The sequence below is a fragment of the Giesbergeria anulus genome (assembly GCF_900111115.1).
Classification (GTDB): domain Bacteria; phylum Pseudomonadota; class Gammaproteobacteria; order Burkholderiales; family Burkholderiaceae_C; genus Simplicispira; species Simplicispira anulus.
The window spans coordinates 420,261-434,720 of record NZ_FOGD01000002.1 but is presented as its reverse complement, the minus strand read 5'-3'; the positions used below and the strand labels follow the sequence as shown (position 1 = coordinate 434,720).

General features: G+C 59.4%; 16 protein-coding genes. 13 read left to right on the top strand and 3 right to left on the bottom strand.

What is annotated here, in order from left to right; translation table 11 throughout:
* Positions 1 to 42 precede the first annotated feature (42 nt).
* From BMX55_RS05930 to BMX55_RS05920, 3 genes are all read left to right on the top strand, one after another.
* Positions 43 to 1,143 (top strand): hypothetical protein, encoded by a 1,101-nt coding sequence (locus BMX55_RS05930; protein WP_091454340.1) that lies wholly within the window; start codon positions 43 to 45, stop codon positions 1,141 to 1,143.
* Between the two features lie 89 nt (positions 1,144 to 1,232).
* On the top strand, positions 1,233 to 2,162 hold the full coding sequence (gene rpoH, locus BMX55_RS05925; RefSeq protein ID WP_091454338.1) for an RNA polymerase sigma factor RpoH: 930 nt from the start codon (positions 1,233 to 1,235) through the stop codon (positions 2,160 to 2,162).
* A gap of 3 nt (positions 2,163 to 2,165) precedes the next feature.
* The gene (locus tag BMX55_RS05920) at positions 2,166 to 3,176 is read left to right on the top strand and encodes a Bug family tripartite tricarboxylate transporter substrate binding protein (RefSeq protein ID WP_091454336.1); all 1,011 of its coding nucleotides are present in this window, start codon (positions 2,166 to 2,168) and stop codon (positions 3,174 to 3,176) included.
* A 43-nt stretch (positions 3,177 to 3,219) separates the two neighbouring features.
* Here BMX55_RS05920 and BMX55_RS05915 read toward each other — a convergent pair whose 3' ends face one another.
* The 3 genes from BMX55_RS05915 to BMX55_RS05905 form a co-directional block, all read right to left on the bottom strand.
* On the bottom strand, positions 3,220 to 5,058 hold the full coding sequence (locus BMX55_RS05915; RefSeq protein ID WP_091454334.1) for a putative bifunctional diguanylate cyclase/phosphodiesterase: 1,839 nt from the start codon (positions 5,056 to 5,058) through the stop codon (positions 3,220 to 3,222).
* A gap of 191 nt (positions 5,059 to 5,249) precedes the next feature.
* Positions 5,250 to 5,873: an SCO family protein gene (locus tag BMX55_RS05910; RefSeq protein WP_177172827.1), complete on the bottom strand. Its 624-nt coding sequence runs from the start codon at positions 5,871 to 5,873 to the stop codon at positions 5,250 to 5,252.
* An 8-nt stretch (positions 5,874 to 5,881) separates the two neighbouring features.
* A complete protein-coding gene (locus tag BMX55_RS05905) occupies positions 5,882 to 6,796 on the bottom strand; it encodes a methyltransferase domain-containing protein (protein ID WP_091454331.1) in 915 nt (304 codons plus the stop codon).
* Positions 6,797 to 6,836: 40 nt separating this feature from the next.
* On the opposite strand from BMX55_RS05905, the gene BMX55_RS05900 reads away from it, so the two are divergent.
* The 10 genes from BMX55_RS05900 to hisD all read left to right on the top strand — a co-directional run bounded on the left by BMX55_RS05900 (position 6,837) and on the right by hisD (position 14,418).
* Positions 6,837 to 7,628, top strand: a complete 792-nt coding sequence (locus BMX55_RS05900; protein ID WP_091454903.1) for a ComF family protein — start codon at positions 6,837 to 6,839, stop codon at positions 7,626 to 7,628.
* A complete protein-coding gene (gene trmL / locus BMX55_RS05895; RefSeq protein WP_091454330.1) occupies positions 7,535 to 8,029 on the top strand; it encodes a tRNA (uridine(34)/cytosine(34)/5-carboxymethylaminomethyluridine(34)-2'-O)-methyltransferase TrmL in 495 nt (164 codons plus the stop codon). The genes BMX55_RS05900 and trmL overlap by 94 nt, the downstream gene beginning before the upstream one ends.
* Positions 8,016 to 8,654: a trimeric intracellular cation channel family protein gene (locus BMX55_RS05890; protein WP_091454328.1), complete on the top strand. Its 639-nt coding sequence runs from the start codon at positions 8,016 to 8,018 to the stop codon at positions 8,652 to 8,654. Before trmL ends, BMX55_RS05890 begins: the two co-directional genes overlap by 14 nt.
* Before the next feature lie 27 nt (positions 8,655 to 8,681).
* The gene (locus BMX55_RS05885; protein ID WP_091454326.1) at positions 8,682 to 9,116 is read left to right on the top strand and encodes a DUF1841 family protein; all 435 of its coding nucleotides are present in this window, start codon (positions 8,682 to 8,684) and stop codon (positions 9,114 to 9,116) included.
* A gap of 63 nt (positions 9,117 to 9,179) precedes the next feature.
* Positions 9,180 to 10,100 (top strand): ABC transporter ATP-binding protein, encoded by a 921-nt coding sequence (locus BMX55_RS05880; protein ID WP_091454325.1) that lies wholly within the window; start codon positions 9,180 to 9,182, stop codon positions 10,098 to 10,100.
* Positions 10,097 to 10,852: an ABC transporter permease gene (locus BMX55_RS05875; protein WP_091454323.1), complete on the top strand. Its 756-nt coding sequence runs from the start codon at positions 10,097 to 10,099 to the stop codon at positions 10,850 to 10,852. The genes BMX55_RS05880 and BMX55_RS05875 overlap by 4 nt, the downstream gene beginning before the upstream one ends.
* A 9-nt stretch (positions 10,853 to 10,861) precedes the next feature.
* Positions 10,862 to 11,113, top strand: a complete 252-nt coding sequence (locus BMX55_RS05870) for a BolA family protein (RefSeq protein ID WP_091454321.1) — start codon at positions 10,862 to 10,864, stop codon at positions 11,111 to 11,113.
* Positions 11,114 to 11,123: 10 nt separating this feature from the next.
* A complete protein-coding gene (gene murA / locus BMX55_RS05865) occupies positions 11,124 to 12,404 on the top strand; it encodes a UDP-N-acetylglucosamine 1-carboxyvinyltransferase (RefSeq protein WP_091454318.1) in 1,281 nt (426 codons plus the stop codon).
* A gap of 3 nt (positions 12,405 to 12,407) precedes the next feature.
* Positions 12,408 to 13,073: an ATP phosphoribosyltransferase gene (gene hisG, locus BMX55_RS05860; RefSeq protein ID WP_091454316.1), complete on the top strand. Its 666-nt coding sequence runs from the start codon at positions 12,408 to 12,410 to the stop codon at positions 13,071 to 13,073.
* Between the two features lie 31 nt (positions 13,074 to 13,104).
* On the top strand, positions 13,105 to 14,418 hold the full coding sequence (gene hisD, locus BMX55_RS05855) for a histidinol dehydrogenase (protein WP_091454313.1): 1,314 nt from the start codon (positions 13,105 to 13,107) through the stop codon (positions 14,416 to 14,418).
* The last annotated feature ends 42 nt before the right edge of the window (positions 14,419 to 14,460 follow it).

Genomic DNA, 14,460 nt, shown 5'->3' with positions numbered 1-14,460 from the left:
TGCGTCGATAACTGGGTATATCCTTCACAGAGGTGCCCGGTTATGAAGATTCAAACCTCGCAGGTGCAGTTGCAAGCGCAGCACCGCGCCAGCCAATCCCAAACCAGCACCGAGCGGTTGCGCATCAGCAGCGGTGTGCCGGTGGCTACCCGCCTGCCAGACTTGCCGCTCGCTGCGCAACCCTTGGTGGCTACACCAGCCCCAGCGGTAATGCAGCGCCCGCGCCGCCCTGCACCTGATGCCAGCGCCGAAATCGATCCAGTCTCTGGCTCGCAAGAAGAACGCAATGCCCAGTTGCCGCCGCGCTTGGTGGCCTTGCGCGATCTCATTGAGCGCCTTACCGGCCAGACCGTCCGCATTTATGGTGATGCCGATGCGCCCACGGCCCAAGCGCCAGCCGGTCAGGGCAGGGTGCGTTTTGCCGTGGCAGACGACACCACAGCAGCACCAGCCCCAGAGGCACCTGCAAGGCTAGGCTGGGTTTATGAAAAAACCGAAGTTTATGAAGAAGCCGAAAGCACCCGCTTTGCCGCTGAGGGCACGGTGCATACCAGCGATGGCCGCGAAATCAATTTTGCTTTGCGCCTAGAAATGCAGCGCAGCTTCCGTTTTGAATCGAGCACCGTGGTGCGCGGCGGTGCAGCAGCGGTGCAACAGCAAGACCCACTGGTGATTAACTTTGATGGCACAGCGGCGCAGTTGCAAGAGCAGCGTTTTGCTTTCGATCTAGATGCCGATGGCACGACCGAACAAATACCCATGCTGGCAGGCAACCGGGGCTACTTAGCGCTAGACCGCAACGGTAATGGCAGTATTGACAACGGCAGCGAGCTGTTTGGCCCCAACACCGGCCAAGGTTTTGCCGAGCTGGCCCAGCTCGATAGCGATGGCAATGGCTGGATCGATGAGACCGACCCCGCCTTTGCCCAGTTGCGCGTTTGGACACCCCAAGCCGATGGCAGTGGCAGCCTCAAAACCCTGCAAGAAGTGGGCGTGGGCGCGCTTTATACCCCTTCAGCTAGTACGCCATTTGAGTTGCGCGGCAGTCAGCAGCAGAGCTTGGGCACAGTGCGCGCCAGCAGTGTCTATCTGAGAGAAGACGGCAGTGCGGGCACGGTGCAACACGTCGATTTGAGCGTCTGAAGTTTTGTTCTAGGGTCGGGAACTTCCAATCTTGGCACTCTATCCAACAGAGTGCTAATATCAAGAAATTGGAAAAAAGGACTTCTGGAATGACACTCTCATCTGGATCTGCAACGGCGGCTTTGGCAGCAACCAACCCTTGGGCGGTGGTGCCGTCGCTGGGCAATCTGGACGCCTACATCTCGGCGGCCAACCGTCTGCCCATGCTCACCCACGAGGAAGAGCAAAGTTACGCTCGGCGTTTGCGCGAGCACAACGATGTGGAGGCCGCAGGACGGCTGGTCATGTCGCATCTGCGGCTGGTGATTTCTATTTCTCGCCAATACTTGGGTTATGGCCTGCCCCACGGCGACCTGATCCAAGAAGGCAACATCGGCTTGATGAAGGCCGTCAAGCGCTTTGACCCCGATCAGGGCGTGCGCTTGGTCAGCTACGCCATGCACTGGATCAAGGCAGAGATCCACGAATATATTTTGAAGAACTGGCGCATGGTCAAGGTAGCCACCACTAAGGCGCAGCGCAAACTGTTTTTCAACCTGCGTTCCATGAAGCAAGGTTTTAAAACCGACGCCCAAGACACGCACCGCAACAGCCTGTCTGACCTTGAGATTGACCAAGTAGCCAGCCAATTGCACGTCAAGCGTGAAGAAGTGATTGAGATGGAAACGCGCATGTCTGGCGGTGATGTGCTGCTCGACCCATCTCCACCAGACGATGGTGAACAAGCCTTTGGCCCTATTGCTTATTTGGCCGATGCCTCGCACGAGCCTACCGCCGTGATTGAGTCGCACCAGCGCGATATGCTCGCTAGCGACGGCATTGCCACTGCCTTGGCCTCGCTCGATGAGCGTGGCCGCCGCATCGTAGAAGAGCGCTGGCTCAAGGTCAATGACGATGGTTCTGGCGGCATGACGCTGCACGAACTGGCGGCGGTGTATGGCGTCAGCGCCGAGCGTATCCGCCAAATCGAAGTGGCAGCCATGAAAAAGATGCGTAAAGCCTTGAGCGCTTACGTCTAATCGATGAGTTCTTGTCTCTTGCACCGACGTACCGTCTTGGTTGGGGCTTTGGCAGCTAGCGTTGGCGGTAGCACTACGGCGGCTTTGGCGCAGTCGGTGGCTTCTCCAGCAATGCCAGATTGGCCTACTCGGCCCATCAAGATAATTGTGGGGTTTCCTGGCGGATCTTCGCCAGACTTGGTGGCGCGCACTTTGGCTGAGCCTTTGGCGCAGGCGCTGGGCCAGCCAGTGATTGTAGAAAATCGTGTAGGTGCTGGTGGCAACATCGCCGCCCAAGCGGTGGCCCATGCCACCGATCACCATACCTTGGGTGTGATGATTAATGGCAACATGACCATTGCACGCTTACTCAATCCCCAATTGGGCTACGACCCCATTCAAGATTTGGCTCCGGTCAGCTTGATTGGTATGGCACCGCTGGCGTTGGCAGTACCTGCCAACGCCCCAGGGGCTGGAGCAGTGGGGTTTTTTGCATCGGCCCGCCAAGCAAGAGACGCTTGGAACTACGGTACACCGGGGGTGGGCACAGTCGCCCACATTGGCATGGAGCTGCTCAAAGCCAAAACTGGCATGGCACCGGTGCATGTGCCTTATCCGGGCAATCCGCAAGTTATCCAAGCTTTGATAGCAGGGCAAATACAGCTGGCGCTGTTGCCCCCAGCCATGGCCGCTGCTCAAGAGCGGGCAGGCAAGTTGCGGGTCATTGGTATCAGTTCATTAGGGCGTAGCACTTTGGTACCGCATTCCCCTAGTTTGGCAGAGGTAGGAGTGCCCGGTTTTGAATTAGAAATCTGGAATGCGCTGGCTGCACCGCGCTCCTTGCCCGCACCAGTGTTGAGACGACTTTCGGTACTGTGCAGCCAGATCGTACGCAACTCGCATGTGCGAGAGAAGCTGTTTCACCAAGGCTGGCAGGTGGCAGGTACAGGCGCTGAAGGGTTGGCGCGGCGCATAGCAGCCGATACCCGCTTGTTTGGGGGAGTGATTGCCTCGGCTGGCATCCGGATTGAGTAAGGCGAAGGAGTGTGGCGTGCTCATCAGCCTGCCAACCCCGTTCTTAAAGCGTGGGCATGGGGCAACTGGCCGCAGCGCACAGCGCGGCAAACAATACAGGTGTGCCCATCCAGCGTGGCATTTCTTGGGCGGGCACGGCCTTGGCGTACAGCCAGCCTTGCACAATGTCACAGCCATAGCGGTGCAGGCGGCGCAGTTGCTCCGCAGACTCTACGCCCTCGGCCACCACAGTCATGTCTAGGGTGTGCGACAGATCAATCACTGCCCGTACCAAGGCAGCTTGGCTGTCGCCTTTGAGCATGGGTTCAATAAAATTGCGGGCGATTTTGATGCGCGAAATGGGCAGTTGTTGCAGATAAGCCAGTGAGGAGTAGCCGGTACCAAAATCATCTAAGGTGACGCTGATACCCAGCGCCTTGATGCGCGTTAGCGATTGATGCGCCAGCACTGGGTCGGCCATGGCCTCGGATTCGGTCAGCTCTAGCTCTAGCAGATGTGCTGGCACACCGTGGCGCTGCAGCACTTCTTGCAACTGATCGGGCCAGTCGGGTTGTTGCAATTGCAGCACCGACACGTTGACAGCCACGCGCAGCGGTGTGCCTGCTTCTTGCCACACCAAGATTTGCTGACACACGGCATTGAGTACCCACAGCCCTAGCGGCAAAATCAGCCCAGTAGCCTCGGCCACTGGAATAAAGCGCGAGGGTGGTACCTCGCCCAAGGTGGGATCTGTCCAACGCAGCAGGGCTTCTGCACCCACCACCTCGCCACTGAACACATCCACCTGCGGCTGGTAGTGCAATGACAAGCCGCCGTAGGCCAGCGCCAGCTTGAGCCGGTCGTGCAGCAGCACTTTTTCGGCCATTTTTTCGCCCATGGGTGGTGCATACAGGGCGTAGTGGCCCCGCCCCCGGCCTTTGGAGTGGTACATGGCCATGTCTGCATAGCGCATGAGGGTTTCGGCATCGCGGGCATCGTGCGGGAATAGCGCAATGCCAGCACTGGCACCACAGGTCAGCTCAAAGCCTTGTACCCGGTACGGCTCTTGCAGCAGTTCTAGCAGTTTGGTAGCTGTGCTTATCGCTTCTTGTTCTTGGCTCAGTGTGGGCAGCAGGACGGTAAATTCATCGCCGCCCAAGCGGCCCACCACATCACTGGCGCGCAGCACGGTTCTGAGGCGGCGGGCTACCTCGACCAGCACTTGATCGCCTGCAGCGTGGCCGTAGCCATCGTTGATGGCCTTGAAATCATCCAAATCAAGCAGCAGCAGGGCAAAGGGCTGGCCCTCTTGAGTGCTGCTCTGGATAGCCTGCTCTAGCCGCTGGCCAAATTGCCAGCGGTTGACCAAGCCGGTTAGGTTGTCGTGGGTAGCTTGGTAGCAGGTTTGCGCTTGTAGGCGTTTGACCTCAGAAATATCGCGCACAAAAGCCACTGCGGCCCCACCATAAGCCTCGGAGTGGCCTAAGGCTACATCTACAGAAATGAGTGCGCCGTCTTTGCGGTGCAGCCATAGGTCGTATCCCATGCCCATCGGGCGGCGGGTCGGGTTTTGAAAGTAGCTGCGCATTTGCTGTGCATGCTTGGCACTTAAATGGGGTGCAAGCAGCAGACTGACCGACTGGCCGATCAGTTCATCGGTGCGGTAGCCAGAGATGATCTCAATGGCCGGGTTGGCCATGATGACGATGCCTTCGGCATCGACCAGCAAGATGCCGTCGGGCGCGGCCTGCATAGCCACCTGCTCTAGCCAACCATGAGGCACCTCGCGCAAGCCCTCAGCATAGAGGGGTGCGGGGGTGCTGCCGTGGTGGAACGGGCAACGCTTGGAGGCTGTGGTGGTGCTGGGGCTTTCGCGAAGCCCGGGGAGATCAAAAGAATGCATTGGTTGCGGCTCCTATCCTGCAGAAACATCGCCAACAGAGCACTTTTTCTGCAGCCCACTGGCCACGGGGGGTGGTCATACTGCCTTCACTTTAAGCAAGTTTGATGACAGCACTATAGGGTAATCCCTTATCTTTGCATCTATTGAACGTGAATGTGATGTAGTCGGCAATAAGTACGTAACTTAGTAATTCAATGGCGTGCAGATGTTTCTGCTTGTAGCAAGCTGCGCACGTCGGCTGCCAAGGTTTGGGCACCGCTGCCATAGCGCGCATAGACGCGCAATTGGCCAGTGGTGTCGTACAGGTAGCTGCCCGCAGAGTGGTCTAAGGTGTAGCTGGTGGGGGTGGGGCCATCGACCTTTTTGTAATAAATTTTGAAGTCTTTGGTCAGGGCGGGCAGTTGCTCTGGCGTGGGGCGCAAGGCCAGAAAGCTGGGGTCAAAATTGGCCATGTAGGCTTTGAGCATGTCGGGTTGGTCGCGCGCTGGGTCTAGGCTGATAAAAATGCCTTGTAAGCGCTCTCCATCTTTGCCTAACAGCTCTTTGGCTTGGGCCAGTTCTTGCAACGAGGTGGGGCAAACATCTGGGCATTGGGTGTAGCCAAAAAAAACCACCACCACTTTGCCGCGAAAGTCTTGCAAGCGGCGCAGCTGGCCGTGGTGGTCGGTCAGGGCAAAGTCGCGGGCGTAGTCGGCCCCAGAAATATCTACGCCCCGGAAGGTAGGGCCCTCTTTGGAGCAGGCACTGAGCAGGCTACCGGCACTGATGGCCAGCGTGGTGGCACCCAAGCGCCGCAGGAATTGTCTTTTGAGCATGGTGGTGATTAGGATGGTGTGCTGCCGCGCAGCATGGCGCGCATATCTTGCAAAGAGACGGCGCTTTCGCTGGCCACACGCACGCGTGGGGCCGGTTTAAAGGCGTGGCCGTAGATGATTTCAAAAGTCAGGGCTAACTGGCCGTCTTCGCTGGGTACTGCTAGGCGTTGCGTGATTTGCTCTAGCAGTTGCCCGTGCCAACCGCGTCCGCGCAGGGCGGCAAAGCGTTGCGGGTGCAGGTTGCGGCCCAGTTCGCGTAGCTCTTGCAGCAGGCGCTGTGGGCTGGCAAAGGTCAGGGTAATGCGTTCCATGTCCATCACTGGCTCGGCAAAGCCGGTATGCACCAGCATATCGCCCCAGTCGTGCATATCGGTGTATTGGTGGCTGGGGCTGGGCCAGCCCAAAGCGGCGTACAGGGTGCGCAGTTCACGCAGGGTGTCTGGCCCCAAACAAGAGAACATCAGGTAGCCATCTACGCCTAGGGTGCGGTGCCACTGCGCCAGCAATTCTTGCGGCTGGCTGTGCATGTGCAGGGCCATATTGGCCCAGAGCATTTGCACCGCCCCTTCGGGCGGTGGGCCAAACTGGGTGGCCCCGCCTTTCCAGCGGGCAGCGCTCCACCAAGGGGGTGTGAGGGCTTCTTGGGCTGTGGCTTGGTGCGCTGGTGTGGTTTCATAAACGTGGCACAGGGCATCGGGGTAGCGCTGGCGCAGCAGGGCATGGGCTTGTAGGCCACCGCGCACCGGGTCCCAGTGGCACCAACTGGCGGGGGGCTGGCGTATCCATTGCAGGCGGCCCTCCATGCGCCGGGCCACTTCTTCATGCAGCCAAGGTGAGGGCGCAGGAGCAGCGTGGTGCCAGCGGGCAGCGGCCACGGGGTCCATAGTGGGTGGGGAGGTACTTGGGGTAGGGGACGATGGCATGGGCAGGCAGAAAAAAGCAGCGCGTATATTGGACACCATCATGACCAACCCGTTTTTTGCCAAGGTTTCCCCGGCATGGCAGCGGCTGCTGGCGGGCATTCCCAGCCAGTGCGAAGTTTGCCACGCTTGGCCTGCACAGCGTCTGTGCGAGGATTGCGTGGCCCGCTTTGCGCGCCCCTGTGTGCGCTGCCGCAGCTGCGCATTGCCTGTAGCCGCAGGCGTGGTGCATTGCCCGCAGTGTGTGCGCCAGCCGCCACCGCTGGATGCTTGTATCGCGGCAGTGGACTACGGTTTTCCGTGGGAGCGCATCCTGAGCGCTTATAAATTCCACGGTGATCCGGGCTGGGCGCGCACGCTGGCGCTGTTGTTGCGCAGTACCCCGTGGGCTGAACCAGCACTAGAGGCTGCCGACTGCTTACTGCCACTGCCTTTATCACCACAACGGCTGCGCAACCGAGGGTTTCATCAAACGCTGTTGCTGGCACGGGCGTTGGCTCCCAACAAGGTAGATGCCCAATTGCTGCTGCGCGTGCGCGACACCCCCGCGCAAAGCAGTTTGGGCCGAGCGCAGCGGCTAGACAATCTGCAAGGGGCCTTTGCGCTGGCTCCACAGCGCCAGCTGCAGGTGCAGGGCAAGCGTGTTGTGCTGCTCGATGATGTGATGACTACTGGCACCACCTTGCACACGGCAGCTACGGTGTTGCGTGAGGCTGGAGCCGCGCATATACAATACGCGCTATGTTTCATATCGTTCTGGTCGAGCCCGAAATCCCCCCCAACACGGGCAATATCATCCGCCTTGCGGCCAACACTGGCTGCACCTTGCATCTGATTGAGCCGCTGGGCTTTTCGATGGAAGACCGCCTGATGCGCCGCGCTGGGTTGGACTACCACGAATACGCCCAAGTATTGCGCCATGCCGATTGGCAGGCTTTTTTGCAACAGGCCCAGCCTGATCCGGCGCGTATGTTTGCCCTCACCACCCGTGGCACGCAGCAGGTGCATGAGGTAGCTTTTGCCCCCGGTGATTGGCTGGTGTTTGGCTCCGAAACCCGTGGTTTAGCCCCAGAGCTGCGCGAGACCTTTGCCCCCGCCCAACGCTTGCGCCTGCCGATGGTGCCGGGCCAGCGCAGCCTCAATCTGTCCAATGCTGTAGCCGTGACGGTGTTTGAAGCTTGGCGGCAGCATGGTTTTGCCTATACAGCGGTGAAAGCAAGCCATGAGCTGGTTTGAAACCCCCTTTGAGCTGCTGCGCTATTTGTTAGAGGTAGCAGCCACCATCGCCTTTGCCTTGTCGGGCGTCATCATGGCCGCGCGCAAGCGGCTGGACATTGTGGGCGTGTGTGTCGTGGCCTTTGTTGCGGCGTTTGGTGGTGGTACGCTGCGCGATTTGCTGCTTGACCAGCGGCCCTTCTTTTGGGTGCGCCATGTGGGCTTTGTCTGGGGCATTTTGGCCCTGTGTGCTGTAGCCATGCTGTTTATGCGTCAGCACCACTTTCAGCCCACCGAGCGCGCCATGCTGCTGCCCGACGCTATAGGCTTGGGCTTGTTTGCGGCGGTGGGTGTAGATGTGGCTTGTGCTGCCGAGATGCCCGCACTGGTGGCGGTGATGATGGGGCTGATTACCGGCGTGTTTGGCGGCGTGCTGCGCGATGTGCTGTGCAATGAGATTCCCCAAGCATTTAATGACCACCGGCCCTACGCTTTGTGTGCCTTTGTGGGCGGCTGGGCCGATATAGGTTTGCGCCAATTGGAGGCCCCAGCTTGGCTCACTTTGCTGGCTTGCGTGGTAGTCACGGCAGGGCTGCGCGGGCTGGCGCTGTGGCGCAATTGGCAGTTGCCTATCTGGCGTGTTTAAGCGCTGGTGCGTGCTACGCTTGCGGCCATGTTCAATCCCTCCCAAGCCGATGTGCGGCGCTTTTTTTGCGCTGCCCATGCCAAAGCCCAAAACGGTGCTCCGATGGAAGCCATAGAAACCCTGGCTAGCCTGTGGATCGCCGAGCACCCCGAATACCACGCTGATTTGGCCGATGTTGATGTAGCCTTGGCGCGCAACTACGACGAAACCCCTGAGCAAACCAACCCCTTTTTGCACCTGTCGATGCACCTGTCGATCAGCGAGCAGTGCAGCATTGACCAGCCACGGGGCATTCGCCAAGCGGTGGAGTTGCTGACCAAGCGGCTAGACTCTTTGCACGATGCCCACCACGCCGCGATGGAGTGCCTAGGGCAAATGCTGTGGGACAGCCAGCGCTCAGGCCGCCCGCCCGATGGCGATGCCTATGTGGCTGCGGTGCAGCGCCGCGCCACCCGCGACTAAACCCGCCGCCCCAACCGTATCACCTGCACGGTGATCGGGGTGGCCGTAAAATCGCCCACTCCCATGCCAGCTATCTCTTTTCAATCGGTCTCTAAGACCTACACCACGGCCCAAGGGCCGTTCCACGCGCTCAATAACGTCAGCTTAGACATTCAGGAAGGCGAGTTTTTTGGCCTGCTCGGCCCCAACGGGGCTGGAAAAACCACCATGATTAGCATTTTGGCTGGGCTGGCCCGCGCCAGCAGTGGCCGGGTGCTGGTGCAGGGTAGCGATGTTCAAGCCGACTACGCAGCGGCGCGGCGCAAACTGGGCATCGTGCCGCAAGAACTGGTGTTTGACCCGTTTTTTAACGTGCGCGAGGCCCTGCGTTTTCAGTCGGGCTATTTTGGCGTCAAGCACAACGACGACTGGATTGATGAGCTCTTGCACAGCTTGGGGTTGACCGAAAAAGCCAATGCCAATATGCGCCAGCTTTCGGGCGGCATGAAGCGGCGCGTGCTGGTGGCGCAAGCCTTGGTACACAAGCCGCCCATCATCGTGCTCGATGAGCCTACGGCAGGCGTGGATGTAGAACTGCGCCAAACACTGTGGCACTTTATCGCCCGCCTGAACAAAGAGGGCAACACGGTGCTACTGACCACCCATTATTTGGACGAGGCCGAGGCCCTGTGTGGCCGCATTGCCATGCTCAAGAGCGGGCAGGTGGTGGCACTCGATGACACTTCGGCGCTGCTCAAAGCGGTATCGGGCAATGTGCTGGTGTTCAAAACCGACGATACCCTGCCGCCAGCGCTGGCAGCGCAAGCACGCATTACGGGCCGTGTGGTGCAAATGGTCGCCCAAGACGCCCAAGACATTGAGCGCCATCTGGCCTCTTTGCGCGAGGCCAACGTGCAGGTACAAGACGTAGAAATCCGCCGCGCGGACTTGGAGGATGTATTCCTCAGTGTCATGGCTGCCAACACCACCGGAGGTGCCGCATGACCGGCTGGCAAATGCTTTTTTATAAAGAGGTGTTGCGTTTTTGGAAGGTGAGCTTCCAGACCATCGCGGCCCCGGTACTCACGGCAGCCCTGTACCTGCTGATCTTCGGTCACGTCATGCAAGACCACGTCAAAGTGTATGACCGCATCGACTACGCCAGCTTTTTGGTGCCCGGCTTGGTGATGATGAGCGTGCTGCAAAACGCCTTTGCCAACAGCTCCTCGAGCTTGGTGCAAAGCAAAATCATGGGCAATGTGGTCTTTTTGCTGCTCACGCCGCTGTCGCACTGGGCTTGGTTTGTGGCCTATGTGGGCTCCTCGGTGGTGCGCGGTTTGGTGGTGGGCGTGGGCGTGTTTTTGGTCACGCTGGGCTTTGCTACGCCAGAATTTGCGGCACCGCTGTGGATTGCCGTGTTTGCCATATTGGGCGCTGCACTGTTAGGCACCTTGGGCCTGATTGCTGGGCTTTGGGCTGACAAGTTTGACCAAATGGCCGCGTTCCAAAACTTCGTCATCATGCCCATGACGTTTCTATCGGGCGTGTTTTACTCCATTCATTCGCTGCCATCGTTTTGGCAGCAGGTGAGCCACCTCAACCCATTTTTCTACATGATTGACGGCTTTCGCTATGGCTTTTTCGGCCAGAGCGATGTCTCTCCTTGGCTCAGCTTGGGCATTGTGGGTGTGGCTTGGCTGGCCGTGAGCGCGCTGGCCCTGCACCTGCTGCGCACAGGTTACAAAATCCGCAACTGAGATTTCTCCATGACCGCTGACCAACTCCAGCAACTGATTAGCGCAGGCCTGTCCTGTGAGCACCTGAGCGTCGAGGGCGATGGCCGCCACTGGTACGCCACCATCGTCTCGCCCGAATTTGAGGGCAAGCGCGCCATTGCCCGCCACCAGCGCGTGTATGCCACGCTGGGCAGCAAGCTGCAAACGGACGAGGTTCACGCCCTGTCCATGAAAACCTACACCCCTGCCGAGTGGGCTGCTCAATCGGCATCGGGCACCTGAGATTTTGACCATGCACAAACTCCTGATTCGCGGTGGTCGCCCCCTAGAGGGCGAAGTGGTGGTCTCTGGCGCTAAAAATGCCGCACTGCCTGAACTGTGTGCCGCCTTGCTCACAGCAGAGCCGGTACAGCTCAACAACGTGCCGCATCTGCAAGATGTGGCCACCATGCTCAAGTTGATCCGCAACATGGGCGTCACTGCCCAGCGTGACCACCACAGCGGTGTGCAGATTAATGCTGGGGCGCTGTCTAACCCTGAAGCGCCCTACGAGCTGGTCAAAACCATGCGCGCCTCGGTGCTGGCGCTGGGGCCATTGCTGGCGCGTTTTGGCCGGGCTACCGTGTCGCTGCCCGGTGGTTGCGCCATTGGTTCGCGCCCGGTCGATCAGCACATCAAAGGCTTGCAAGCGATGGGCGCGGAGATTGTGGTCGAGCACGGCTACATGATTGCGCGCCTGCCCGAAGGCCGCACCCGCCTCAAGGGCGCACGCATCACCACCGACATGGTGACGGTGACTGGTACCGAAAATTTCCTCATGGCTGCCACCCTAGCCGAGGGCGAGACGGTGCTAGAAAATGCCGCTCAAGAGCCAGAAATTGTCGATCTGGCCGAAATGCTCATCGCCATGGGGGCTAAGATTGAGGGCCACGGCAGCAGCCGTATCCGTATCCAAGGGGTAGAACGCCTGCATGGCTGCACCCATCAAGTGGTGGCCGACCGCATTGAGGCCGGTACCTTTTTGTGTGCTGTCGCCGCTGCTGGTGGTGATGTGGTGCTGCGCCACGCCCGCCCCGATCATTTGGATGCTGTCACTGACAAACTGCGCGATGCTGGGGTGGATGTGCAGGCTGCACCCAGTGGCATCCGCGTGCGCAGCCCTGGTGGTGCCTACCTGAAGGCGCAGGGTTTTCGCACCACTGAGTATCCGGGCTTTCCCACCGATATGCAGGCGCAGTTTATGGCGCTCAATTGTGTGGCCCAAGGCACGGCCACCGTCACCGAAACCATTTTTGAAAACCGCTTCATGCACGTCAATGAGCTGTTGCGTCTGGGAGCGCACATCCAAATTGATGGCCGCACCGCTGTGATTGAAGGCTTGGGCCACCGAGGCCAAAAGCTGTCGGGTGCTACGGTGATGGCTACCGATCTGCGCGCTTCGGCCAGCTTGGTCATCGCTGGCTTGGTGGCCGAGGGTGAGACGATGGTAGATCGTATCTATCACCTTGATCGTGGCTACGACTGCATGGAAGCCAAGTTGCGCGCCTTGGGTGCTGACATAGAAAGAATTTGAGCGATGATTACCCTTGCCCTGTCCAAAGGCCGCATTTTTGATGAAACCATGCCTCTGCTGGCTGCCGCTGGCATCACGGTACTAGAAGACCCCGAAAAATCGCGCAAGCTGATTTTGCCTACCAACCAGCCCGATGTGCGCGTGGTCATGGTGCGCGCCAGCGATGTACCCACCTATGTGCAGCATGGCGGTGCCGATATGGGCGTGTGTGGCAAAGATACCCTGATTGAGCACAGCGCCGAATGGGGTGGTTCCGCCCGCTCTGGCCTGTACCAGCCGCTGGATTTGCGCATTGCCCAATGCCGCGTCAGTGTGGCGGTGCGTGCTGGTTTTGACTATGCCCAAGCGGTCAAAAAAGGCTCGCGCCTGAAAGTGGCTACCAAATACACCGCCATTGCCCGTGAATTTTTTGCCAGCAAGGGCGTACATGTTGATCTGATCAAGCTCTATGGCAGCATGGAGTTGGCCCCCCTGACGGGCATGGCCGATGCCATCGTCGATCTGGTCTCTACCGGCAACACGCTCAAAGCCAACCACTTGGTCGAGGTAGAGCGCATCATGGACATCAGCTCGCATCTGGTGGTCAACCAAGCAGCGCTCAAGCTCAAGATGGCCCCGCTGCGGCGCATCATTGACAGCTTTGCCTCTGCCATTCCGGCGCAGGTATAACACGGCCCAGCCCTCATCAGGACGATATCCCATGATTCAAGCCACCCCCGTTCGTTTGCGCACCGACAGCGCCTCGTTTGCCGCCGATTTTGCTGCCCGTCTGCATTGGTCTGCCGACACCGATGCCGCCATTGAGCAGCGGGTGGCTGACATCTTGGCCGATGTGCGCCAAGGCGGTGATGCGGCGGTGCTCGAATACACGCAGCGCTTTGACGGCGTATCTGCCACCCGCATGGCAGAGCTAGAACTGTGCCAAGAAGAACTCAAGGCCGCCTTTGACGCCTTGCCAGAGGCACAGCGCACGGCCTTGCAGCAGGCCGCCGCCCGCGTGCGCCGCTACCACGAGGCGCAAAAAAAGGCCAGTGGTGAAAGCTGGAGCTACCGCGACGAAGACGGCACCCTACTGGGCCAAAAAGTCACGCCGCTCGACCGTGTGGGCATTTATGTGCCTGGTGGCAAGGCGTCTTACCCTTCTAGCGTGCTGATGAATGCCATTCCGGCCCATGTGGCGGGCGTGGCCGAGATCATCATGGTGGTGCCCACCCCCCGTGGCGAAAAGAACCCGCTGGTGCTGGCCGCCGCCTATGTGGCAGGCGTGACGCGGGCTTTTACCATTGGCGGTGCTCAAGCCGTGGCCGCCTTGGCCTATGGCACTGAAACCGTGCCCAAGGTAGACAAAATCACCGGCCCCGGCAATGCCTATGTGGCTAGTGCCAAAAAGCACGTTTTTGGCACTGTGGGCATCGACATGATTGCTGGCCCCAGCGAGATTTTGGTGCTGGCCGATGGCACGACGCCGCCCGACTGGGTGGCGATGGACTTGTTCAGCCAAGCCGAGCACGATGAGTTAGCCCAATCCATTTTGCTCAGCCCCGATGCCGCCTATTTGGATGCTGTGCAAGAGGCTATTGACCGCCTATTGCCCACCATGCCACGGGCCGAGATTATCGCCAAAAGCCTCAATGGCCGTGGTGCGCTCATCCACACGCGCAGCATGGAAGAAGCCTGTGCCATCAGCAACCAAATTGCTCCAGAGCATTTAGAAGTCTCTAGCCACGAGCCACACCGCTGGGAGCCACTGCTCAAGCACGCCGGTGCGATCTTTCTGGGTGCCTACACCAGCGAGAGCTTGGGCGACTACTGCGCTGGCCCTAACCATGTCCTGCCTACATCGGGTACAGCGCGTTTTAGTTCACCGCTGGGGGTGTACGACTTCCAAAAGCGCAGCAGCCTGATTGAGGTCAGCGAGCAAGGGGCGCAAACCTTGGGTCAGATTGCCTCAGTGATAGCGCATGGCGAGGGCTTGCAAGCCCATGCCCGTGCCGCCGAAATGCGGTTGAAATAAAAAAAGCCGCACAGGGTGCGGCTTTTTGCTGTGCGTGGGCGT